We start from the raw sequence: 22,462 nt of genomic DNA on the forward strand, positions 1-22,462 counted from the left end.
CCTTCTTACTCTGGAGTAAGTTCGTCCCCATGGCTACCGACCTGTTCTCCCAAATCGTCAACTCCGCACCAGGGTCGTTCCTCGCCAAACAGCTCGGCGTCCCGCAGCCCGAGACACTGCGCCGCTACCGGCCCGGCGATCCGCCGCTGGCCGGCTCGCTGCTCATCGGTGGTGAGGGCCGCGTCGTCGAACCGCTGCGCAGCGCGCTGGCCGAGGACTACGACGTGGTGTCCAACAATCTCGGCGGGCGCTGGGCCGATTCGTTCGGCGGCCTGGTGTTCGACGCCACCGGCATCACCGAACCCGTTGGGCTCAAAGGCCTCTACGAGTTCTTCACCCCGCTGCTGCGCAACCTCGGCCCGTGCGGGCGCATCGCCGTCGTCGGCACCACCCCGGAGGAGGCGGGCAGCGAACACGAGCGGATCGCGCAACGTGCGCTGGAGGGCTTCACCCGCTCGCTGGGCAAGGAACTGCGCCGCGGGTCGACGGTGGGACTGGTGTACCTGTCCCCCGCGGCGAAGCCGGCCGCGACGGGCCTGGAGTCCACCATGCGGTTCATCCTGTCGGCCAAGTCGGCGTACGTCGACGGTCAGGTATTCCGCGTCGGTGCGGCCGATTCCGCGCCGCCCGCCGACTGGGACCGACCGCTGGACGGCAAGATCGCCGTGGTGACCGGCGCCGCGCGCGGTATCGGCGCGACGATCGCCGAGGTGTTCGCCCGTGACGGCGCGACCGTGGTGGCGATCGACGTCGAGGGCGCCGCCGAGGATTTGACCAAGGTCGCCGAGAAGGTCGGCGGCACCGCGCTGACGCTGGACGTGACCGCCGACGACGCCGTCGATCGCATCACCGCGCATGTCCGCGAGCACCACGGCGGGCGGCTGGACATCCTGGTCAACAACGCGGGCATCACCCGCGACAAGCTGCTGGCGAATATGGATGAGGCCCGTTGGAACGCCGTGATGGCCGTCAATCTGCTTGCGCCCCTTCGGCTTACCGAAGGCCTGGTGGGTAACGGCACCATCGCAGAGGGGGGCCGTGTCATCGGGCTGTCGTCGATGGCCGGCATCGCAGGCAACCGCGGCCAGACCAACTACGCGGCCACCAAGGCGGGCATGATCGGGCTGACCGAGGCGCTGGCACCGAAGCTGGCCGAGAAGAACATCACGATCAACGCCGTGGCGCCCGGATTCATCGAGACCAAGATGACCGAGGCGATCCCGCTGGCCACCCGCGAGGTCGGCCGCCGGCTCAATTCGCTGTACCAGGGCGGCCAGCCCGTCGACGTCGCCGAGACCATCGCGTACTTCGCGAGCCCGGCGTCAAATGCGGTCACCGGCAACACCATTCGGGTGTGCGGCCAGGCCATGCTGGGGGCGTGACGTGTCACAACCGTCTGGAATGCTCAACCTGGTCCGCGCCGCTGCGGGCGCGCTGCCGTTCGTCCCGCGCGGCGACACGCTGCCCGACCGCACCCTGAGCGTCGACGACCTCACCATCGACCCGGCCAACGTGGCAGCGTACGCGCACGTCACCGGTTTGCGGTTCGGCGATGCGGTGCCGCTGACGTATCCGTTCGCGCTGACGTTCCCCACTGTGATGGCATTGGTGACGGGTTTCGACTTTCCGTTCGCCGCAATGGGTTCGGTGCACGTCGAGAACCACATCACCCAGTACCGGCCGATCCTTGTCACCGACACCGTCGGGGTCGCTGTACATGCCGAGAATCTGCGGGAGCACCGGCGCGGGCTGCTGGTCGACATCGTGACCGACGTGAAAGTCGGCAGCGAAAAGGCCTGGCATCAGGTGACGACATTCCTGCACCAGCAGCGGACCAGCCTGTCCGACGAGCCGAAACCGCCGCCGGCCAAGCAGCCGAAGCTGGGCCCGCCGAACGCGGTGCTGCGCATCACGCCCGGGCAGATCCGCCACTACGCCTCGGTCGGCGGGGATCACAACCCGATCCACACCAACCCGCTGGCGGCCAAGCTGTTCGGCTTCCCGACGGTCATCGCGCACGGGATGTACACGGCGGCAGCGGTGTTGGCGAACATCGAGGGCCAGCTGCCGGATGCGGTGAAGTATTCAGTGCGGTTCGCCAAACCCGTGGTGCTACCGGCGCACGCCGGGCTGTACGTCAACCGGGTGGCCGACGGCTGGGAGCTGACGCTGCGGCACCTGACCAAGGGCGACCCGCATCTGATGGGCACGGTGACGGCGCTGTAGTCGGAACCCGTACCGCCTTCACCAGGAGCCACCCGATGAACGAAAGTTCTGCGACCGCGGGAAAAGTCAAGGCGAACGGCGAGATGGTGGCGCCGAAGTCCGGGGCGAGGAAGCGAGCGAACACATCGACGAGGTGGCCGAAGCATCCGATCACCAGCAGCACGCCCAACACCTTGGGGAAATAGCCCGATTTGACCACCAGGTAGCCCAGCGGCAGTAGCCATAGGCCGAAGTACGTCTGGGCGATGAGGTACCCGTCGCGTTGCATATCGGCGAACAGCAGGATCAGCTGGTCGGAATCTGGTGCGCTGAAAGCGTATTGGCCGGTGGCGATCGCCAGCGCCGCCTTTTGGTTGAGCAGGTTCAGGCTTTGGATGGCGACGCTGACCGCGACGAAGGTGACCATCGCGGCGGCGGCCATCTGGTTGACGTGTTTGAGCAACAGGTACAGAACCAAGGCCGTCGACAGAAAGGCCGTAGCCCCTGCCAGTTCGCTGACGAAGCCGATCCGGAACAGGGTCGCCGAGGTTTCAATGTTGTGGGCGGTGGCCGATGCGTTTCCTGACTCGACGATGCGCGTGTTCACCAGCCCGGCGAAGATGGTGAGCACGGCGACGGCTAGATAGAGCAGCCGGCGATCCTCGCGAGTGTCTTTGGGGTGGACACAGATTGGGCGTTCATGCCGGACGACCGGCGTGAGCGAGGGCCGACGGGGTCAACCGGCCGACGATGGCGGGGGCCTCGTGGACGAGGGCGTCGTTCTCCACCGCCTCGACCATGAAACGGGCATAGTCCACGCGGCGGGTCAGGTTGCTCGCGAGGACGGGATCGCCCACGTGCCGGCTCCACACCGGCAGGCCCTGACTGTCGCCCTCCTCCAGATCGCTGCCGCGTACGACCGTCCAGCGCGTATCACTGGCGAAGATCCGCCGGCATGCCTCTACCTGGTCGTCCACGTCGACCACTCGGGCAAGCTTGGCCAGCCGCCCGAACACGGCTGCGTACAGCTTGAACTTGCGTGTATAGACGTCCTTGCCGTCGCGGGTGATGTGCCAGCCACAGGAGAACACCAGACGGGCGCCGGGATCGGCGTGGTCGAGCACCGCCTGGGCGGTACCGGAGGCGTAGTGGTTTACCCCCCACGGCACCAGCACCGTGAGCACGGCATCGCATCCGCGCACCGCCCGCGCGATCACCGCTTTGTCGTCGGTCGCTCCCGGGATCACCGTGATCCGGCCGTCGAACTCGGCGAGTTTGGTCACGCTCTGCTCGCGGCAGACGCCCACGACCTCATACCCGCGGTCCAATGCGTGCTGCACCATGTAGCGCCCGAGCTTCCCGGACGCACCGACGATGCACATCCGCTTCCCTGTGCCCACATTCACTCCTCTGCATTAGCCTTATGGCGTAAGGTACTGCCTTGCAGTGTAAGGTTGTCAAGTGTGAACTCGGAGCCAGCCGGCAAGCCCGCCGCCCGCCGCAACCTGCTCAGCAAAGAGTTGGTGCTCCGGACGGCGGTCGCACTGGCCGACGAGGCCGGCACCGACGTGCCGAGCATGCGCAGGCTCGGCGACCGACTCGGCGTCGAGTCCATGTCGCTCTATCACCATTTCCGCAGCAAGGACATGATCCTCGACGGCATGGTGGACATCGTCTTCGGTGAGATCGAGTTCCCACCGGACGACGTCGACTGGCGGATGGCGATGCGTCGGCGCGCAGTTTCGCTGCGCGATGCGCTGATCCGCCACCCGTGGGCGATCCGCCTGATGGACTCTCGGCAGAACCCGGGTCCCGCGACTCTGCGCCACCACAACGCAGCCATCGGTTGCCTCCGGTCAGGCGGCTTCTCGATTGCTGGTGCGGCACACGCGATCTCGGTGCTCGATAGCTACACCTACGGGTTCACGATCCAGGAGCTCAGCCTGCCCTTCCGATCATCCGCTGAGCTGGAGGACGTAGCGGGCTCGATCGTGAAGCAGCTAACCCCTGACGAGTTCCCGCATCTCACCGAGATGATCGCCGACCGTGCCCTGAAACCGGGCTACGCGTATGACGAAGAATTCGACATCGGACTCGACCTCATCCTCGACGGACTGGAGCGACGGCGCGAAAGCTGGGCACAGAACTGATATGTGGGTCAGTTTGTCAAGGGGCAGGGTGAAGCGGCGGCCGCGACCGTCGTCGGGCCGTCCCTGGCGCGTTGATCATCTGGACAATTGTGGGTGAGGTCAGTCGGGCATCACTGCCAGCGACCAACACCAGCCGGCCAGTTCCCGCGCGATCGCCACATTGGCGATCACCGGACGCTTCTTGCGAGCATCAAAGCCAACCCACCGCGAGTGCAAGCGCCGGTTCGCGGCTTGTCCTCGGGCACGCACCGCTGGGGAAGCCAGATCCCAGCGACGCCGCATTTCGGCTCCGGGTCGATACCGGCCGCGGTGGTGCCAGGCGGCTTCGACCAGCAGGCGGCGAACATGTCCGTTGCCGGTCTTGGTCACTCCACCCTGGGTGCGGCTTTCTCCGGTGGACGACTCGCTGGGCACCAACCCGACATAGGCGCCGATGCTGCGTCCGGTCAACCGGTGCCCAGTCGCCGATCTCGACGGCCAACCCGAACGCGGTCAACGTCGCGATGCCGCGGATGCAGCCCAGCCGGTGCACCATCGGGGTGAACTCACTGTCGGCGGCCATCGAGGTAATCGCGTCGTCGCGACGATTCCGCCGATCCACACACGCCAGCCGCGCGTCGAAGGCCGCCTCGTGCTCAGCTGCAGTGCCGAGTTGTCGAACTTCTGGGCGCGCAGCCACAGCTCGTGCTTGCCGGTCCAAGCTCGTCCGCCGGAATAGACGATTCCCTGGCGCAGCAGCAGTTTCGAGACCCGGTGTCGTGCGGTCATCAAATCCCCGCGGCAGTCCTCGCGGGCCCGGACCAGATCTCGCGCGACCGATCGTGCGTGCACATCCAACCCAACACTCGTACGCTGAACCTTCACTGGGGCTCCCACATCTTGTGGCTCTACCGGCCAGGACCCGTTTCCTGTCGGCAACCCACGTTCACATGTGAGTGAGGCCCCAGCCCCCCATACCGTCTAGCCCGCCGCGGCCTTGTCCGCCGGGGTGGCCGCGCGCAGACCGCGCCAGAACAGGTTGATCATCAGCTCGGCGGCCTCGTTGACGTCGGCGTCGCCGGTACTGACGCGGGTGGCGATGGCCTCACCGGCGCCCACCAGCGCGACCGCCATCATGTCGAAATCGGTGTCCGGCTCGGGGTTTCGGGTGCCGGCCCGCAGTAGCCGGCCGACCAGGTCGATGATCCGCTCGCGACCTTCGCGCACAGTGTGGGCGAAGGCCTGCGAGCTGGTGGCCTGGCTGTACAGCACGATCCACGACGCCCGGTTGCGGTCGATGTAGTTGAGGAACGACAGCACCGCGTTGCGCAGCAGGTCTTTCGGGCTCTGGGTGAAGTCGATGTCGGCCCGCACCGAGTCGACGAACCGCGTCAGCTCCCGATCCAGGCACGCGCCGAACAGTTCCTCCTTCGACCCGTAGTACAGGTAGAGCATCGGCTTGGAGATCTCGGCCTGCGCGGCGATCGCGTCCATCGACGTCTCGTGGTAGCCGTTGACCGAGAACATCTGGACGGCGGCGTCGAGCATCTGCTGCTCGCGGACGGCACGCGGCAGCCGCTTGGTTCCACCTGCCATTACTTCAGGGTAAGCAATGGGTGACGAATCGGCGTCAGCACCGCGGATTCGGGCCCTTGACGGCGGCCATCCGCTGTACCGACGCGTCGACCTGCGACATCGACAATTCCCCGGCGGCCACCGCCTGCTCGAGGCGATCCAGCACCGCAGGCACCTCGTCGGTGGTGATCCACAGCGCGGTGTCGGCGCCGGCCTGCAGCCCCCGCAGCACGGCCTCGGCGACACCGAACCGGTCGGAGATCGCCCGCATGCTCGACAGGTCGTCGGTGAACACCGGCCCGTTGAACGGCGGCCCTCCGTAGTTGCCCGAGCGCAGCAGGCCGTAGGCGGCCGGGCTCAGGCTCGCCGGGTCGGCACCCGTCAGCCCCGGCACCTGCATGTGCCCGACCATCACACCGACCGGCGCTTGCGCGGCCAGCGTCCGGTACGGCACCAGATCGGAATTCTGCAGCTCGTCCAGCGACGGGGTCGCAACGGCACCGGTGTGGGAATCGCCGGAGGCACGGCCGTGGCCGGGGAAGTGTTTGAGCACCGGCAGCAGCCCGGCGTCGCGCAGCCCGCGCGCATAGGCGCCGGCGTAATCGGTGACCGTCGCGGGATCGTCGCCGAACGACCGGTCACCGATCGCGGCGCTGTCGCCGGTGACGTCGACGACGGGCGCGAAGTCAATGGTGATACCGAGGTTGCGCATCTTCTGACCGCGTTCCAGCGCAATGCTGTACACCTCTTCGGGAGTGCGCGTCTGCGCCAGCTGCCGCGGCGACGGCTGCGCGCCGATCAGCCCGGCCAGCCGCGACACCCGGCCGCCTTCCTCGTCGACGCTGACCGCCAGCGGAAGCGGGCCCGCCGAACCGGAGATGTCGGCCAGCGACCCGTCGGTCAGCATCGACAGATCCGTCCAGCTGCCGACCATGATGCCGCCGACGTGATGCGTGGCCACCACCGCACGCGCGTCGGCGGCGCCGGTGACGCCGACCATCAGCAGCTGGGCCAGCTTGTCGCGCGTCGACATCGTGGTGACGTCCCCGCACACCGGGGCGGCGGGTATCGGGATATGGGTGGCGGCGGGCGCAGGTTGTGGCGGCTCGGAGCTCGGCGCAGGGGCGGGGGTCGCGGGCGAGCAGGCGAGCAGCAGCCCGGACAAGGCCGCGAGCGTTCCAAGGACACGAGGCAGGGGCATCGGCCCATGCTGTCATGTGACGGCGAGTCAGCACAGGCTCACCCCGGATTCTGGCGACAGATCGTCCCTCCCGGGCGGTGAGCGCATCTCGTGCTAGTTTTGGCCGCATGGATCGGTTTCTCGTGCCCGCCGCGGCCAGCATCGTGGTCGGGTTGTTGTTGGGCGCGGCCGCCATTTTCGGGGTGACGCTGATGGTGCAGCAGGACACGAAGCCTCCGCTGCAGGCGGGCGATCCGGCGTCTTCGGTGCTCAACCGGGTCGAGTACGGCGACCGTACATAATCCGGCCGCGCCGCTGTCGCGGCGCTGGTTGTGGGTGGTCGCTGCGGCGTCACTGATCCTGACCTTCGCCCAGTCACCTGGACAGATTTCGCCCGACACCAAGCTCGACCTGACCGCCAATCCGCTGCGGTTTCTGGCCCGCGCGGCCAATCTGTGGAACAGCGAGCTGCCATTCGGGCAGGCGCAGAACCAGGCCTACGGCTACCTGTTCCCGCACGGCACCTTCTTCCTCGCCGGCGAGGTGATCGGGCTGCCCGACTGGGTGACGCAGCGGCTGTGGTGGGCGCTGCTGCTCACGGTCGGGTTCTGGGGTGTGCTGCGGGTCGCCGAAGCGCTGGGCATCGGCAGTCCGACGTCGCGCCTCATCGGCGCCTTGGCGTTCGCGCTGTCCCCGCGGGTGCTCACGACGCTGGGGGCGATCTCGTCAGAGACGCTGCCGATGATGCTCGCGCCGTGGGTGCTGTTGCCGGTAATCCTGGCGTTGCGCGGGTCGCATTCGGTGCGGCTGATGGCCGCCCGGTCGGCCGGCGCCATCGCATTGATGGGTGCGGTCAACGCCGTCGCCACCCTGACCGGCTGCCTGGCCGCGGTGATCTGGTGGGCCTGCCACCGGCCGAACCGGCTGTGGTGGCGCTTCACCGCCTGGTGGTTCGGGTGTGCGGTGCTGGCGGTCGCATGGTGGGTGGTCGCGCTGGTGCTGCTGGGTCGGATCAGCCCGCCGTTTTTGGATTTCATCGAATCGTCCGGCGTCACCACACAGTGGATGTCGCTGACCGAGATGCTGCGGGGCACCGGCAGCTGGACACCGTTTGTGGCGCCCAATGCGACGGCGGGCGAGTCCCTGGTCACCGGGTCGCTGGCCGTGTTGGCGACGACGCTGGTCGCCGCGGCTGGAATGGCCGGTCTCGCGCTACGCTCGATGCCGGCCCGCGGCCGGCTGATCACCACGCTGATGATCGGCATTGTGCTGCTGGCCGTTGGCTATTCGGGCGGCCTGGGCTCGCCGATTGCGCTCGAGGTTCAGGCCTTCCTCGACGCCGACGGCACCCCACTACGCAACCTGCACAAACTGGATCCGGTGCTGCGGCTGCCGCTGGCGCTCGGCCTCGCCCATCTGCTGGGCCGGATCCCGTTGCCCGGCACTGCACCTCGGCGTGTCTGGCTGGACGCCTTCGCCCACCCGGAGCGCGACAAGCGGGTAGCCGTCGGCATCGTGGTGTTGGTGGCGCTGGCCGCAGGGACGTCGCTGGCGTGGACGGGACGGCTCACCCCGCCCGGGGCGTTCGATGCGATCCCGCGGTACTGGCACGACGCCGCGTCGTGGCTCGACGAGCACAACACCTCGCGCGGACGGGTTTTGGTGGCCCCGGGTGCGCCATTCGCCACCCAGGTGTGGGGCAGCAGCCACGACGAACCGCTGCAGGTGCTCGGCGAAAGCCCTTGGGGCGTGCGCGATTCGATTCCACTGACGCCACCGGAGACGATCCGGGCGCTGGACTCGGTGCAGCGCCTGTTCGCCGCGGGTAGGCCGTCGGTCGGCCTCGCGGATACGCTTGCCCGGCAGGGGATTTCCTACGTCGTGGTGCGCAACGACCTCGATCCGGAGACGTCGCGGTCGGCGCGCCCGGTGCTGGTGCACCGCGCGATCGAAGGATCGGGCGGGCTGACCAAAGTGGCGCAGTTCGGCGATCCGGTCGGGCCGGGCACATTGGAGGGCTTCGTCACCGACAGCGGCCTGCGGCCGCGTTACCCGGCCGTGGAGATCTACCGCGTCGAGGCCGGCGAGCGAAACCCGAACGCGCCATATGTCGTTGACAGCGACGCGATGGCACGCGTCGATGGTGGCCCCGAGGCGCTGCTGCGTCTCGACGAGCGACGCCGCCTGCTCGGGCAGCCGCCGCTGGGACCGATGCTGCTGACCTCTGACGCGCAGCGCGCCGGTCTGCCCGCACCGGTGGTGACTGTCACCGACACCCCGCTGGCGCGCGAAACCGACTACGGGCGCGTCGACGATCACTCCTCGGCGATCCGCACGCCCGACGATGCCCGGCACACGTTCAACCGGGTGCCCGACTATCCGGCGGGCGGTGCGGAATTGGTGTACGGGAAATGGTCGGGCGGCCGGCTGACGGTGTCGAGCTCGGCGTCGGATTCGACCGCGTTGCCCAATGTGGTTCCCGCGACGGGGCCGCCGGCGGCGATCGACGGTGATTCGTCGACGAGCTGGGTGTCCAACGCATTGCAGTCGGCGATCGGTCAGTGGTTGCAGATCGACTTCGACCACCCCGTCACCAACGCCACCCTGACCATCACCCCCAGCGCCACCGCCGTCGGCGCGCAGGTGCGCCGCATCGAGGTGTCCACCGTAAATGGCACCAGCACACTACGTTTCGACGAACCCGGCAAGCCGCTGTCGGTGGCGCTGCCGTACGGCGAGACGCCATGGGTGCGCATCACGGCGGCGGCGACCGACGACGGCTCCTCGGGTGTGCAGTTCGGCATCACCGACCTGTCCGTCACCCAGTACGACGCATCAGGTTTCGCACATCCGGTCAACCTGCGGCACACCGTGCTGGTGCCGGGGCCGCCACCGGGATCTGCGGTGGCGCAATGGGATCTGGGTTCTGAACTGCTGGGGCGGCCGGGCTGCGTGGACGGCCCGGACGGGATCCACTGCGCCGCGGCGATGGCGCTGGCTCCCGAGGAGCCGGTGAATTTGAGCCGCACGCTGACGGTCCCGGAGAAGACGGCGGTGACGCCGACGGTGTGGGTGCGCGCGCGTCAGGGACCGAAGCTGGCCGACCTGATCAGCCAGCCCGGCACGACGCGTGCGAGCGGTGACTCCGATCCGATCGACGTGCTGGGGTCGGCGTTCGCGGCCACCGACGGCGACCCGCGAAGCTCATGGACCGCACGGCAAAGCCCGGTGCAGCACAAGATTCCGCCCACGCTGACGCTCAAGCTGCCATCCCGTCGCGAGGTGGCGGCGCTGCGGCTGACGCCGAGTATGTCCGAACCGCCGGCGCATCCGACCCTGGTGGCCGTCGACCTGGGCGACGGCCCGCAGGTGCGCCCGCTCTCCGGTGACGGTGACAGCCAGACGCTCCAGCTGAACCCCCGCGTGACCGACACGGTGACGTTGTCGATCCTCGACTGGAACGACATCATCGACCGCACCGCACTGGGTTTCGACCAGTTGAAGCCACCCGGGCTGGCCGAGGTGGCGGTGCTCGACGCCGAGGGCGGCGCACCGATCGGGGCCGCCGACGCCGCGCGCAACCGACAGCGGGCCATCTCGTTGCCGTGCGGCCAGGGGCCGATCATTGGTGTGGCGGGCCAATTCGTGCAGACATCGGTCACGACGACGGTGGGCGCGCTGCTCGATGGGGAACCAGTCTCCGCCGAACCGTGCCGCACCGAACCGATCACGCTGCCCGCCGGTGAGCAGGAGTTGCTGATCAGCCCTGGCGCGGCGTTCTTCGTCGACGGCGTTGCGCTCGAGGGGCCGCTCGCCGGCCAAATACCTACGGCGACAGCTGCTTCGGTCGACATCAGCGAATGGTCCGCAGACCGGCGGGTGGTGCAGGTGCCCGCCGCGCCGACCCAGCGGCTGCTGGTGGTGCCGGAGAGCATCAACCCGGGCTGGGTCGCGCACAGCGCCGACGGCGCCCAGTTGGCGCCGATCACGGTCAACGGCTGGCAGCAGGGCTGGGTGCTGCCCGCCGGCACCAGCGGCACCGTCACGCTGTCGTTCCCGTCCAACACCCCGTACCGCATCGGGCTGTTCGGCGGCCTGGGGCTGCTGCCGATCCTGGCACTGCTTGCGCTGGTGCCGGCGCGACGCGTCCGAGTCGAGGAGCCGGCCAGGCCGTGGCGCCCGGGTACCGTGGTTGCGTCTGGGGCTGCCGTGGCCGCCGGTGCCCTGATCGCCGGCGTCGCCGGCCTCATCGTCGTCGGCGGCTGTCTCGGCGTTCGGTATCTGCTGCGCAACCGCGAATCATGGTGCGACGCAGTGACTGTCGGCACGGCGGCGGGCGGGCTGATCCTGGCCGGCGCGGTGCTGTCGCGGTATCCGTGGCGGTCGGTCGACGGCTACGTCGGGCACTCGTGGGGCGTGCAGCTGCTGGCGCTGCTGTCGGTCGCGATGGTCGCGGCGTCGACGGTTGTGGTGATGCCCAAACGCTATGCCGACGCGGCCAGTACCTTTGCGTCTTCCTCGCCGAAGGCGTCCTCCAGTTGCAGCGGCGAGTAATCCAGGTCGATTTCCTCGACCGGCCTGCCGCGGGCGCTGCNTCGCCGAAGGCGTCCTCCAGTTGCAGCGGCGAGTAATCCAGGTCGATTTCCTCGACCGGCCTGCCGCGGGCGCTGCTGATGGTGCCGAACCGCCGCAGGCCCTTCTCGCTGGAGTACTGCATGAACTCGTCGAGTTCCAGACCGAACGGGATGTCGGGTTCATACAACGCAAACGCGTCGGTGGTGAACTGCAGCGCCAATGGGATTAGTTCATTCATCCGCTCCTCGAACACCGACCAGTTCGCGTCGTCGGCCGCGACGTGACGCCGACAGGTGAAGGTGCCCCACGCCATGTGCCGTCGCTCGTCGTCACCGATGCGGCGGATCAGTTCCTGCATACCCGGCAGAATGCCGCGGCTTATGCAGATCTTGTGCCACGCATAGTATCCCGTCAGCGCGAGCATGCCTTCGACGATGTGGTTGTACACCACCGACGCGCGCACCTGCGCGGCCGGTGAGGCGTCGGTCTCCAGCGCCTCGAGCGCGTTCGGCAGCTCCTCGTAGAACATCTTCCGGTAGGCCGGCAGGGGGTCGAAGTAGCTGTGCAGGTCGTCGGTGATGCCGACGGCGTCCAGCCACAGCCGGAACGCCTGCGTGTGCTTGGCTTCCTCGAAGGCGAACTGCGTCAGGTACATTTCGTCGCCCAGCCGCCCTTCGGCCCGCATCGCGTTCATGAACGGCTGGATATCCTTGGTGACCGCCTCCTCGCCGGCGATGAACTGGGCGCACAGCCGGGTGGCGTAGTCGCGTTCACGTTCGGTGAGCCCCTCCCAGTCCGTGCGGTCGCGGGAGAAGTCGATGTCGGCGGGGTTCCAGAATTTCGCGTTACCGCCGGCGAACAGCTTGAGCGGCAGGCTGTCCCAGTTGAGGCCGCCGGCCTTGATCGAGCCAAATTGGGTGTGTGTCATCGGGTTTTGACCTCCTCGGGTCTAGGGGCTTTTTGGGGCTGGAACGCGGCCGCCAGTACCGCGACGAGCCGGCGCACAGCGAGGGCGGGCTGCTCCGGAGTGGGTTCGTCGAGCCCGAGAACCGGGTCCATGCCACGGACGTACGGCGCCAGCGCGAGGTGCGGAAAGATCAGCAGCAGCAGCGACAGCAAGGCATCGGTATCGGAATCGGCGCGCAGATCGCCGCGGGCGTGGGCATCGCGGACCAGGGGCCGCAGCACCTCGAGGTAGTGGCGGTGGATGACGCTGCGCACGCTGACGCGGGCCTCGGCGTCGACCTCGAAGCTGGCCGCGGCGTGCAGTGACCGCTCCCGTGGGTGCTCGGCGAAGTAGGCGACCCAGTCGTCGAGCAGGTCGGTGAGGAACTCGAAGAACGGCCTGCTCGGGTCGAGCTCGCGGATGCGTGCCTCCATGTAGGTGCGCACGCGTTGGCTTCCGACGTCGGCGATGAAGGCATAGAGATCGCGTTTGTCCGCAAAGTATTGGAAGAGACTGCCTTTGGCGACACCAGCTTTGCGCGCGATGACGTTGAGGCTGCCGCGGGAGAACCCGTGCGCGCCGAACTCGGCTTCGGCGGCTTCGATCACGGCGGCACGACGTGCCGGATCGACGCGAGCCCATGTGACCGTCGGCATCGGTTCCTCCCGGGTCGATGACCACTGGTCATATTACTGTGACGGGCCTCACAGTCAAGGGGTGCGTTGCGCCTCGGCATAGGCGGATCGGCCAACGACGGCGTCAAATCGCCCTAGCATCGGCCGCGTGCCGCAACTCAATACCGCCCGGGGCGCCATAGATACCGCCGACATCGGCGTCACGCTCATGCACGAACACGTATTCGTGCTATCACCGGAAATCCTGAACAACTACCCCGAAGTGTGGGGCGACGAAGCGAAACGCGAGGCCGACGCCATCCGTCGGCTCAACGTGCTGAAGTCCCGCGGGGTGGACACCATCGTCGACCTCACAGTCATCGGGCTCGGCCGCTACATCCCCCGAATCGCCCGCATCGCGGTGGCCACCGAGCTCAACATCGTCGTCGCCACCGGCGTGTACACCTACAACGACGTCCCGATGTTCTTCCACTTCACCGGGCCGGGCACGCCGATGGACGGCCCCGAGGTGATGACGGACCTGTTCGTCCGCGACATCGAGCAGGGCATCGCCGACACTGGCATCAAAGCGGCAATCCTCAAGTGCGCCACCGACGAACCCGGCGTCACACCCGGTGTCGAACGGGTGTTGCGGGCTGTCGCGCAGGCGCATCGCCAGACCGGTGTGCCGATCTCGACGCACACTCACGCGCTCACCCGCCGCGGCCTGGAGCAGCAGCGCATCTTCGCCGAAGAGGGCGTCGACCTCACCCGCGTGGTCATCGGCCATTGCGGCGACACCACCGACATCGACTATCTCGAGGAAGTCATCGGCAACGGCTCCTACATCGGCATGGACCGGTTCGGCGCCGACGCCATCCTCTCGTTCGAGGACCGGGTGCACACCGTCGCGACGATGTGCGAACGCGGCCACGCCGACAAGATGGTGCTCTCCCACGACGCCTCCTGCTTCATCGACTGGCTGCCGGAGGAAATCGTGCCGGTCGTGATGCCCAATTGGCATTACCTGCACATCCACAACGATGTGCTCCCTGCGCTCAAACAGCGCGGCGTCACCGACGAGCAGATCACCACCATGCTGGTGGACAACCCACGCAAGATCTTCGAACGGCAGGGCGCCTATGCCTGACGTCCCTCCGATCGGAACCCAGGCCTCCCGACGCGCCGCACAAGCGCCCGACGCGCCGGCGATCACCTGCGCCGGCCGCACCATCACCCGCCGCGAACTCGATGAGTCCACCAACCGGCTGGCCCGCGCCTACGCCGAACTCGGTGTGCGCCAAGGTGATTACGTGACGATCGTGTTGCCCAACTCGATCGAGTTTCTGCAGGCCGCGATCGCCGCCTGGAAGCTGGGCGCCGTGCCACAGCCGTTGCCCACCAGCCTGCCCGACGCGGAGTTCGAAGCCATCCTGGCACTGCGCCCGCGCGCCCTGCTTGTGGGCCGTGACAATCCGCACGGCGAAATCCCCAGTGTTCCTGCCGACTTCACACCTGATCCGGCACTATCGGATGCCGCGCTGCCCGAGATGGTCTCTCCCGTATGGAAGGCCATGGCGTCCGGCGGCAGCACCGGGCGACCCAAGCTGATCGAATCCGGTGGCGACAGCCGTTATGACACAGCTGCTTTCGGCGCCGGCCTGGGTGTGCAAGAGGGCGACACCACGCTGGTGTCGGAGCCCATGTCGCACAACACCGGGATGATCGGCGCCACCGTCGGGATGCTGCTCGGCCACCTCGTCGTCATGCCGCGGTTCGATCCGCACGAGTTTCTGCGGCTGATCACCGAGCACAAGGTCAACTTCCTCGCCACGGTGCCGACGATCATGCATCGGACGCTGCCCGTCTACCACGCGAACCCCGACGCCTACGACCTGTCCTCGATCAAGCGGTTCTGGCACGTCGGCGCGCCCTGCCCACCCACCGTCAAAGAGGCCTGGATCGAGCTGCTCGGGCCCGACCGACTGTGGGAGTTCTACGGCGGCACCGAACTTCAGGCATTCACGATCATCAGCGGGCGCGAGTGGCTGGACCACCCCGGCTCCGTCGGCCGAGTCGTCTTCGGGGAGATAAAGATCTTCGAGATCGAGGGCGCGCTCTCAGCACACCCAAAGGTGTTGTCCTGCTTGGTGGTCGGAGTTCCGGACGAGGATCTGGGGCAGGTGCCCTACGCGCTGGTGCAAGCCGACGGCCTCGACGAAGCCGACGTCATCGACTTTCTCAAAGACCGCGTCGCGCCCTACAAGGTGCCGCGCACGGTCGAATTCGTCGACACGCCGCTGCGCGACGAAGCCGGCAAGGCCCGTCGCACGAAGGTGCGCGACGAGGTCATCGCGCGACTGGCTCAGGCACGTCCTTGACGGAGCTATCGAGCGGCGGCACCGGACGCTGACGGCGGAATTCCCAGCGCCGCAATGCCACCCGGCACGGCGATTCCACTAGCGCATAGCTGACCGCCGCGATTGCAAAGCCGATCACCACCGTCAGCACCAACACCACCGGCATCTGGCCGTTGAAGGCGAACTCGCCGATCATCGGGAACACCATCGCCAGCGCCGCCAGATGCCAGATGAACAGCCCATACGACCAGCGGCCCAGCGTCACCATCGTGGTGCTGCCCAAGAACCGGTGCGGCGTGTCGGGGCGGTCCAGCACCAGCGGGGCGAGCAGCGCGGCGGCCAACACCGCACCCATCGTCGTCTTCAACATGACCTGCCCGATCGAGCCCGGGTGCAGGCCTTCCCGGCCGGCCAGCGGCGACGCGGCCACCACGAACGCCGCCGCCGCGACGACCGCCATCAGCACCCGGCGCCGCGCCAGCGCGTGGACCCAGCCGACGCGGCTGACCGTCAGCTCGGCGAGCACCATGCCCGCCGCGAACCAGGAGAAGAATGCCGGCGGCCAGTTCCACAGGTTGTGCCCCGAGCCGCCGTCGAACGGTATGCACACCCAGAACAGGCTCGCGACTCCCGCAGCCAGGATCACCGCGATTCGGCCGCGCACGGGCACCCGTCGCACCAGCAGCGCCAGCAGCGGCAACGCAAGGTAGAAGCTGACCTCCACCGACAGGCTCCACATCTGCGTCAGCCCGGCGGTGAGCGTCAACGGCACATAGATCTGGGTCAGCGTGAGATTGGCCAGCCACACCGCCAGATCGGAACTGGCGTCGGGCAGCAGGGTCAGGATCACCACCACCGCGACGAGGTAGCCCGGCATGATGCGGACGATGCGGGAACGCAGGTAGTGCCCGGTGGGCGGGCGCTCGCGCAGTCCGCGCGCCGCGGCGGCGTGACCGCGCCACAGCAAAAAACCCGACAGCGCGAAGAACACCGCCACCGCGAGGTCGAATCGGCCGAACAGCCGCCCGGTGATGCCTTCGGTGTGCCCGGTTTGGAAGGCTACGTGCGTCACCACCACCCCGATGGCCGCGCAGGCGCGCATGCCCTCGACCGCGGGCAGGAAGGAGCGCGTCCCACCGACGTTGGGGCCGTCCGGGCCTGGTTCGGTCACGACGACCAGTGTGCCGCGCCGATCCAAAATCGCGGAAAATGGGTAGCGAAGCAGCCACGGACGGGATGCGCTCGTAGTAAGTAACCGCCTTAACTTGTGCTGTTAGGGTCAGACGGGTTTGCCTCCGCTGCTCCCGAAAGGGCACCGGGGGCGCTGGTTGGGGTCTTCTCAAACCGAAGGAGGCACGGTTTGAACCGCGCAGTGACGCTGCGTATCGCCGCGTGCGGAATCATGGGGCTGGGCGCGGCTCTCTTGATCGCCGCGCTGTTGCTGTCCACCTATACCAAGGGCAAGATCGCCAAGATCCCGCTCGACATCGACGCGACGCTCGTCAGCGACGGCACGGGCACAGCATTCGACCCGGCATCGCTGAACGCCGAGAAGTTCGTCGTCAACCGCAACGTGCCGCTGACGATGCAGCAGCAGATGAGCGTCGAGGCGCCGTCGAACGCCGATGTGGTGACGCTCCAGGTCGGCAGCACCCTGCGCCGCACCGACAAGCAGCAGGACACCGGCCTGCTGCTGGCGATGGTGGACACCGTCACGGTCAACCGTTCCACGGCAATGGCGGTCTCCAGCGAGAGCAATCCGGGCGGCGCATTGCAGAAGCCGCGGGGCATCGAGGATGAAAAGCCGCCGACCAATATCGCGTTGCCGCACGAGGGGCTGACGTATCGCTTCCCGTTCGACACCGAGAAGAAGACGTATCCGTTCTTCGACCCGATCGCGCAGAAGCCCTACGACGCCAACTATGACGGGGAAGAAGACGTCAACGGGCTGACCACCTACCGGTTCACCCAGAACGTCGGCTACGACTCCGAAGGCAAGCTCGTCGAGCCGGTCAAGTACGCGTCGCTGTACGAGGACGACGCCGACGCGCAGGTCACCGCGCGGGCGTCGATGTGGGGTGTGCCGGGTGAACCCGACGAAAACATCACGATGAGCCGTTTCTATGCGGCGCAGCGCACGTTCTGGGTGGACCCGGTGTCGGGGACCATCGTCAAGGCCGAGGAGCACGGCAACCACTACTACGCACGCGACCCGGTCAAACCCGAGGTCACCTTCGTCGACTACCGGGTCACCTCCAACGAGGAGACGGTGGAATCGCAGGTCGCCGCGGCGCGCTCGGAGCGCGACAAGCTGGCGCTGTGGGGCCGCATCCTGCCGATCACCTTCACCGCGCTGGGCCTGGTGGCCCTGGTCGGCGGCGCGCTGCTCGGCTCATTCAGCCTGCGCGCCGAGTCCACGCTGATCGATCCAGGTCTGGACGAAGCGGACCACGGCTTCTTCGACACCCAGGGCATCCAGGTGCCCGGCGCGGAGGCCAAGACCGAGAAATTGCCAGCGCAGCGGCCCACGGATTTGCCGCCCGATCGACCGGTCTGATCGCCCGTCATCTGACCCGCCTCTGGGTGCCGGCGTACGCGCTGGCACTTGCCGCGCTGGTGACGGCCCCGCTGTTGGGGCCCGGCTATCTGCTGCTGCGCGACGCGGTGTCCACGCCGCGTTCGTACTTATCCGATGCGGCCCTCGGCTTGTCCGAGTCTGCGCCGCGCGCGCTGCCGCAGGACTTCCTCGTGGCCGTGGCGTCGACGGTGCTCGACGGCGGAGTCGTGGTCAAGGCGCTGTTGGTCGCCGGCTTGTGGCTGGCGGGGTGGGGCGCGGCCCGGCTGGTGGCGTTCGTCGTGCCCGAGGCCGGTATGCCGGGGCAGTTCGTCGCGGTCACGCTCGCGATCTGGAATCCCTATGTGGCAGAACGCTTGTTGCAGGGCCACTGGAGCCTGCTGGTCGGTTACGGCTGCCTGCCGTGGGTGGCTTTGGCGGTGTTGCGGCTGCGTTCGGGTTCCGACTCTTGGGCGGCGGTGTGGCCGCTGGTGTTCTGGATGGCGTTGGCCGGGTTGACGCCGACAGGCCTGATGCTGGCGGCGACGGTCGCGGTGGTGTGCGTTTTCGCCGCTGGCTCTCGTCCCCGATGGCTGGTTGCCATTGTGAGCCTGGGGATCTCGGTGTTTGCGGCCCTGCCGTGGCTGGTGGCCGCCCTGTTGGCGGGCACGTTGTCGTCGTCGCAAGCTGCGGGTGTGCGTGCCTTCGCGGCGCGCGCCGAGCCAGGGCTCGGCACGTTGGGCAGCCTGGCGAGCCTCGGGGGGATCTGGAACGGCGAGGCTGTACCCGCCTCGCGGACAACGCTTTTCGCAGTGGTCGGTGCTTTCGTGCTGCTAGCGGTGGTGGCGGTGGGATTGCCGGTGGTGCTACGGCGTCGTGCCGCGGTGCCGCTGTTGGTACTGGCCGCGGTCGCGGTGGTGGTACCCGCGCTCATGGCGACCGGGCCGGGCCTGGCGATGGTCGAATCGGTGGTGCGGACGCTGCCCGGGCTGGGGGTACTCCGCGACGCGCAGAAGTGGGTGGCGTTGGCGATGTCCGGCTATGCGTTGGCCGGGGCGGCGGCCGTGGTGACGATGCGACGGTGGCTGCCGACCGCGGCCACGGCTCTGGTGTGTTGCGCCGCGTTGCGGGCGGTGCTGCCCGATCTCGCTTGGGGGGTGGGCGGGAAAGTCGTTGCGGTGCACTATCCGTCGAGCTGGTACACCGCGGCGGCGACGATCAACGCCGACCCTCGGCCCGTCGCGGTGTTGCCACCGGACAACATGCGGCACTTCCCGTGGGCGGGCGACGCGCCGGTGCTCGACCCGCTGCCGCGGTGGGTGCGCGCCGACGTGCTGAGCACCGGCGACCTGACGGTCGGCGGGACCACGGTGCCGGGTGAAGGCGACCGCGCCCGCGCGGTGCAGGCGATGCTGCTGTCGGGCGCCTCATCCGAGGACTTGGCGCGTGCGGGCGTCGGCTGGGTGGTGGTCGAATCGGGCGACGACGTGACCGTGCGCCGAATCGGCGGCGATCAGCCGGCGGCGTCGGGACGGGGCGTGATGATCGCCGCGCATCTGGTGTGGCTGGCGATGCTCGTATGCGGCGCCGTGGCGATGGCGGTCGGCCGCCTGCGCCGAAGCGACATCCGATTTTCTCGCGTCAACACACGCTGACGCAGCGTTACATGTATTTTGACAGCAATGCTGCTAAACTGCATGCATGGTGGCAATCACGATTCGTGACATTCCCGACGACGTGCGTGACGAGCTGGCCTCGCGTGCGGCACGGAGTGGAAAGTCGTTGCAGGAATACCTGCGTGGAATGCTTATCGACACCGCCGCCAGACCCACGGTCAGTGAGGTCCTGCGGCGTGCGAGGGCACGTGTCGAGGCGACGGGAAGCCGCCTCGACGTGGCGACGATCCTCACCGCCAAAGATGCCGACAAGCGATGACAGTGCCCCTTGTCTGCGACGCTTCCGCCATCGTCGCCGCACTTCTCGACTCGGGACGCGATGGCCGTTGGGCGACGGAGCGGATCACCGATACCGGCGTCTGTGCCCCAACACTTCTGCCGTTTGAATGCGCAAACGTCATCCGCCGGCTCGAACAGACCGGAACTGTCGCCGCGGATCAGGCCGTGCAGGCACACGCGGATCTCGTTGACCTTGCCATCGAATATTGGCCCTACGACGTACTTGCCATGCGAATTTGGGAACTCCGGGCGAACCTGACTAGCTACGACGCCACATATGTCGCGCTCGCCGAACTGCTGCAGACACCTCTCATCACGCTCGACCGTCGCATTCAACGCGCGCCAGGGCTCCGATGCGACGTCGTCTGCCCGTAATCAGACCACGCCGCTGACAAACACCCCGGCCCGCACCGACTCCAACACCGAGCGCATCGCGTCAGCGCTTTGCCGCCAAGAGAATTCGGCGCTGCGCACCTGCGCTTTGGCGCCGAGCTGATCGCGCAGCACGTGATCGGTCAGCAGCTGCTCAAGGCCGTCGACCAGGTCGTCGCGGTCGTCGACAAGCAACCCGGTGACTCCGTCGACGATCGAGTCGGTCAATCCGCCTGAGGACCGGTAGCCGATTGTGGGCACCGCGTGCTGGGCCGCCTCGGTGACCGCCAGCCCCCAGCCCTCTTTGCGGGACGGCAGCACATGCACCCACGACCGTTGCAGCACAAGGTGTTTGGTGTCGTCGTCGACGTGGCCGTGGAACGTCACCGCATCGGAGATCCCGAGCAGTGCGGCGTGATCGACCAGCCGCTGCTGCCACCACCCGCCGCCGAGGATATCCAGATGCAATCCCGGGATGCGCGTCCGCAACGCCGCGACGGCTTCCAGCGCATCCTCGATCTGCTTGTGCGGCACCAGCCGTGACAGCACGACCACCCGCGGCGTGACCGACCGCGGCGACTCCAGCGTCTGTATCGGCGCCTCGTCAAGGCCGTTGCGCACCACGGCGATACGTGCCGGATCGACACCGAGACTCGTCAGATCGCGCGCCGAAGGCAGCGACACGGTGATGTACTGGTTGCGGCGGTGCACTCGTGGCGAAAGCTTCGATTCGACGAACCAGCCGACTCTGCCCATCACCGGGCCGGCCAGCGGCCACTGCTCGCGGTGGCAGTGATGCACCAGCACCGCCACCCGCCGACCGAACGCCCACCGGGCCATGAACGGCAGTCCGTTCTGGGTGTCGACCACGACGTCGGGGCGCACTCCGCGCAGCGGCCCCAGCCCAATGCGGGCCGCCACCATCGCCAGCCCCGCCCACACGTAGACCGAGTAGCGGCCGCCGCCCCGGCTGACGCGTACACCGTCGACGACGTCGCGGCGAGGCGCGCCGGGATAACGGGCGGTGCGCAGGGTTACGTCGATGCCCGACTCGACGAGCTGCGCGCCGATGCGCTGAAGATAGGTTTCGCTGCCGCCGCCCTGCGGATGGCCGGTGTCGCGCCAACACAGCAGCAAGACGCGGCGAACCGGGCGGACAGACATCCGCTACAGGGTAGCCGCTGCGTACGCTCGTCCGGTGCCAGCCACTGACCTGTTCGCCCGGCGGGCCACGCTGCCGCGTGCCATCAGGCTGCTCAGTGAGTTCCGCTACGAGCAACGCGATCCCGCCCGCTTCTACGGGGCGTTGGCCGACGACACCGCGGCGATGGTGACCGATCTGTGGCGGGCGACCACCGGCGCAGAGCCCGTCGGCCGGACCGTTCTCGACGTCGGCGGCGGGCCCGGCTACTTCTCGACGGCGTTCGAGCGAGCTGGCCTGCACTACATAGGTGTCGAGCCCGACCCGGATGAGATGCACGCGGGCCCGGCGGCCACCGCCGATACCGGCGTCTACGTGCGGGCATCCGGGATGGCATTGCCGTTCGCCGACGCCAGCGTCGACATCTGCCTGTCGTCCAACGTCGCCGAACATGTGCCGCAGCCGTGGCGGCTGGGCCGGGAGATGCTGCGGGTCACCAGGCCCGGAGGCCTGGTGGTGTTGTCGTACACCGTGTGGCTCGGCCCGTTCGGCGGGCACGAGACGGGACTGTGGCACTACCTCGGCGGCACGCGCGCCGCGGCGCGATACACCCGCAAACACGGCCACCCGCCGAAAAACAACTACGGATCGTCACTGTTCGCGGTGTCGGCTGCCGATGGCCTGCAGTGGGCGGCGAGCACCGGCGCATTGGTCGCTGCATTTCCTCGCTACCACCCGCGATGGGCGTGGTGGCTGACGCAGGTGCCAGTGCTCCGGGAGTTCCTGGTGAGCAATCTGGTGCTGGTCTTGCGGCCGGGCCAAGCTTCTGACTGAAACATGTTCTCGTTTTTGCGCT

19 protein-coding genes and 2 pseudogenes are annotated in these 22,462 nt (G+C 67.9%); 12 read left to right on the top strand and 9 right to left on the bottom strand.

The annotated features are described in order from the left end of the window. Window positions 1–29: 29 nt before the first annotated feature. Window positions 30–1,382: a 3-oxoacyl-ACP reductase gene (locus tag CWS39_RS02815; protein ID WP_102141380.1), complete on the top strand. Its 1,353-nt coding sequence runs from the start codon at window positions 30–32 to the stop codon at window positions 1,380–1,382. Window position 1,383: 1 nt separating this feature from the next. Continuing rightward, window positions 1,384–2,226: a MaoC/PaaZ C-terminal domain-containing protein gene (locus tag CWS39_RS02820; RefSeq protein WP_199177932.1), complete on the top strand. Its 843-nt coding sequence runs from the start codon at window positions 1,384–1,386 to the stop codon at window positions 2,224–2,226. Here the strand turns inward: CWS39_RS02820 and CWS39_RS02825 are convergent. Together CWS39_RS02825 and CWS39_RS02830 are read right to left on the bottom strand one after the other, a co-directional pair. Beyond that, complete coding sequence (locus CWS39_RS02825) at window positions 2,138–2,896, bottom strand: DUF4386 domain-containing protein (RefSeq protein ID WP_306768703.1); 759 nt, start codon at window positions 2,894–2,896, stop codon at window positions 2,138–2,140. The genes CWS39_RS02820 and CWS39_RS02825 overlap by 89 nt on opposite strands. Window positions 2,897–2,903: 7 nt before the next feature. Beyond that, entirely contained in the window at window positions 2,904–3,605 is a 702-nt protein-coding gene (locus CWS39_RS02830; protein WP_233213331.1) for an NAD(P)-dependent oxidoreductase, read from the bottom strand. A 63-nt stretch (window positions 3,606–3,668) separates the two neighbouring features. On the opposite strand from CWS39_RS02830, the gene CWS39_RS02835 reads away from it, so the two are divergent. Further along, entirely contained in the window at window positions 3,669–4,355 is a 687-nt protein-coding gene (locus CWS39_RS02835; RefSeq protein WP_102141384.1) for a TetR/AcrR family transcriptional regulator, read from the top strand. A 99-nt stretch (window positions 4,356–4,454) separates the two neighbouring features. Here CWS39_RS02835 and CWS39_RS02840 read toward each other — a convergent pair. The 3 genes and pseudogenes from CWS39_RS02840 to CWS39_RS02850 all read right to left on the bottom strand — a co-directional run. Then, a pseudogene (locus CWS39_RS02840) lies at window positions 4,455–5,171 on the bottom strand (transposase); the annotation flags it as partial. Between the two features lie 144 nt (window positions 5,172–5,315). Further along, entirely contained in the window at window positions 5,316–5,930 is a 615-nt protein-coding gene (locus CWS39_RS02845; RefSeq protein WP_102141385.1) for a TetR/AcrR family transcriptional regulator, read from the bottom strand. Between the two features lie 34 nt (window positions 5,931–5,964). Beyond that, on the bottom strand, window positions 5,965–7,110 hold the full coding sequence (locus CWS39_RS02850; protein WP_102141386.1) for a glycoside hydrolase family 3 N-terminal domain-containing protein: 1,146 nt from the start codon (window positions 7,108–7,110) through the stop codon (window positions 5,965–5,967). Window positions 7,111–7,217: 107 nt separating this feature from the next. On the opposite strand from CWS39_RS02850, the gene CWS39_RS02855 reads away from it, so the two are divergent. Both CWS39_RS02855 and CWS39_RS02860 read left to right on the top strand, forming a co-directional pair. After that, window positions 7,218–7,391 carry a DUF2613 domain-containing protein gene (locus CWS39_RS02855; RefSeq protein ID WP_102141387.1) on the top strand — a complete coding sequence of 58 codons (174 nt, stop codon included), beginning with the start codon at window positions 7,218–7,220 and terminating at the stop codon, window positions 7,389–7,391. A 28-nt stretch (window positions 7,392–7,419) separates the two neighbouring features. After that, window positions 7,420–11,643: an alpha-(1->3)-arabinofuranosyltransferase gene (locus CWS39_RS02860; protein WP_431306074.1), complete on the top strand. Its 4,224-nt coding sequence runs from the start codon at window positions 7,420–7,422 to the stop codon at window positions 11,641–11,643. Between the two features lie 46 nt (window positions 11,644–11,689). Here the strand turns inward: CWS39_RS02860 and CWS39_RS02865 are convergent. Further along, window positions 11,690–12,592, bottom strand: a pseudogene (locus CWS39_RS02865) (R2-like ligand-binding oxidase); the annotation flags it as partial. Continuing rightward, window positions 12,589–13,266 carry a TetR/AcrR family transcriptional regulator gene (locus CWS39_RS02870; protein WP_102141389.1) on the bottom strand — a complete coding sequence of 226 codons (678 nt, stop codon included), beginning with the start codon at window positions 13,264–13,266 and terminating at the stop codon, window positions 12,589–12,591. The pseudogene CWS39_RS02865 and the gene CWS39_RS02870, both read right to left, overlap by 4 nt. A gap of 127 nt (window positions 13,267–13,393) precedes the next feature. Between CWS39_RS02870 and CWS39_RS02875 the strand changes: the two genes are divergently transcribed. Beyond that, on the top strand, window positions 13,394–14,374 hold the full coding sequence (locus CWS39_RS02875) for a phosphotriesterase family protein (protein ID WP_102141390.1): 981 nt from the start codon (window positions 13,394–13,396) through the stop codon (window positions 14,372–14,374). Further along, window positions 14,367–15,605 carry an AMP-binding protein gene (locus CWS39_RS02880; RefSeq protein ID WP_102141391.1) on the top strand — a complete coding sequence of 413 codons (1,239 nt, stop codon included), beginning with the start codon at window positions 14,367–14,369 and terminating at the stop codon, window positions 15,603–15,605. Before CWS39_RS02875 ends, CWS39_RS02880 begins: the two co-directional genes overlap by 8 nt. On the opposite strand, the gene CWS39_RS02885 is transcribed toward CWS39_RS02880, so the two are convergent. Continuing rightward, entirely contained in the window at window positions 15,574–16,686 is a 1,113-nt protein-coding gene (locus tag CWS39_RS02885; protein WP_102141472.1) for an acyltransferase family protein, read from the bottom strand. The two genes, CWS39_RS02880 and CWS39_RS02885, sit on opposite strands and share 32 nt — an antisense overlap. Before the next feature lie 258 nt (window positions 16,687–16,944). On the opposite strand from CWS39_RS02885, the gene pgfA reads away from it, so the two are divergent. From pgfA to CWS39_RS02905, 4 genes are read left to right on the top strand one after another with little or no spacing between them, the layout of a single operon-like run. Further along, a complete protein-coding gene (gene pgfA, locus CWS39_RS02890) occupies window positions 16,945–18,141 on the top strand; it encodes a cell envelope lipid trafficking protein PgfA (protein WP_102141392.1) in 1,197 nt (398 codons plus the stop codon). Window positions 18,142–18,167: 26 nt separating this feature from the next. After that, a complete protein-coding gene (locus CWS39_RS02895) occupies window positions 18,168–19,793 on the top strand; it encodes an MmpA family trehalose lipid delivery protein (RefSeq protein ID WP_102141393.1) in 1,626 nt (541 codons plus the stop codon). Between the two features lie 46 nt (window positions 19,794–19,839). Beyond that, window positions 19,840–20,073, top strand: a complete 234-nt coding sequence (locus CWS39_RS02900) for a FitA-like ribbon-helix-helix domain-containing protein (RefSeq protein ID WP_102141394.1) — start codon at window positions 19,840–19,842, stop codon at window positions 20,071–20,073. Further along, on the top strand, window positions 20,070–20,468 hold the full coding sequence (locus tag CWS39_RS02905; RefSeq protein WP_102141395.1) for a type II toxin-antitoxin system VapC family toxin: 399 nt from the start codon (window positions 20,070–20,072) through the stop codon (window positions 20,466–20,468). The genes CWS39_RS02900 and CWS39_RS02905 overlap by 4 nt, the downstream gene beginning before the upstream one ends. On the opposite strand, the gene CWS39_RS02910 is transcribed toward CWS39_RS02905, so the two are convergent. Then, window positions 20,469–21,629 (bottom strand): glycosyltransferase family 4 protein, encoded by a 1,161-nt coding sequence (locus CWS39_RS02910; RefSeq protein WP_102141396.1) that lies wholly within the window; start codon window positions 21,627–21,629, stop codon window positions 20,469–20,471. 34 nt (window positions 21,630–21,663) lie between these two features. Here CWS39_RS02910 and CWS39_RS02915 point away from each other — a divergent pair, with 34 nt between their 5' ends. Further along, window positions 21,664–22,440: a class I SAM-dependent methyltransferase gene (locus tag CWS39_RS02915; RefSeq protein WP_102141397.1), complete on the top strand. Its 777-nt coding sequence runs from the start codon at window positions 21,664–21,666 to the stop codon at window positions 22,438–22,440. Window positions 22,441–22,462 lie beyond the last annotated feature (22 nt).

Source organism: Mycobacterium hubeiense, assembly GCF_002838065.1.
Lineage (GTDB): Bacteria > Actinomycetota > Actinomycetes > Mycobacteriales > Mycobacteriaceae > Mycobacterium > Mycobacterium hubeiense.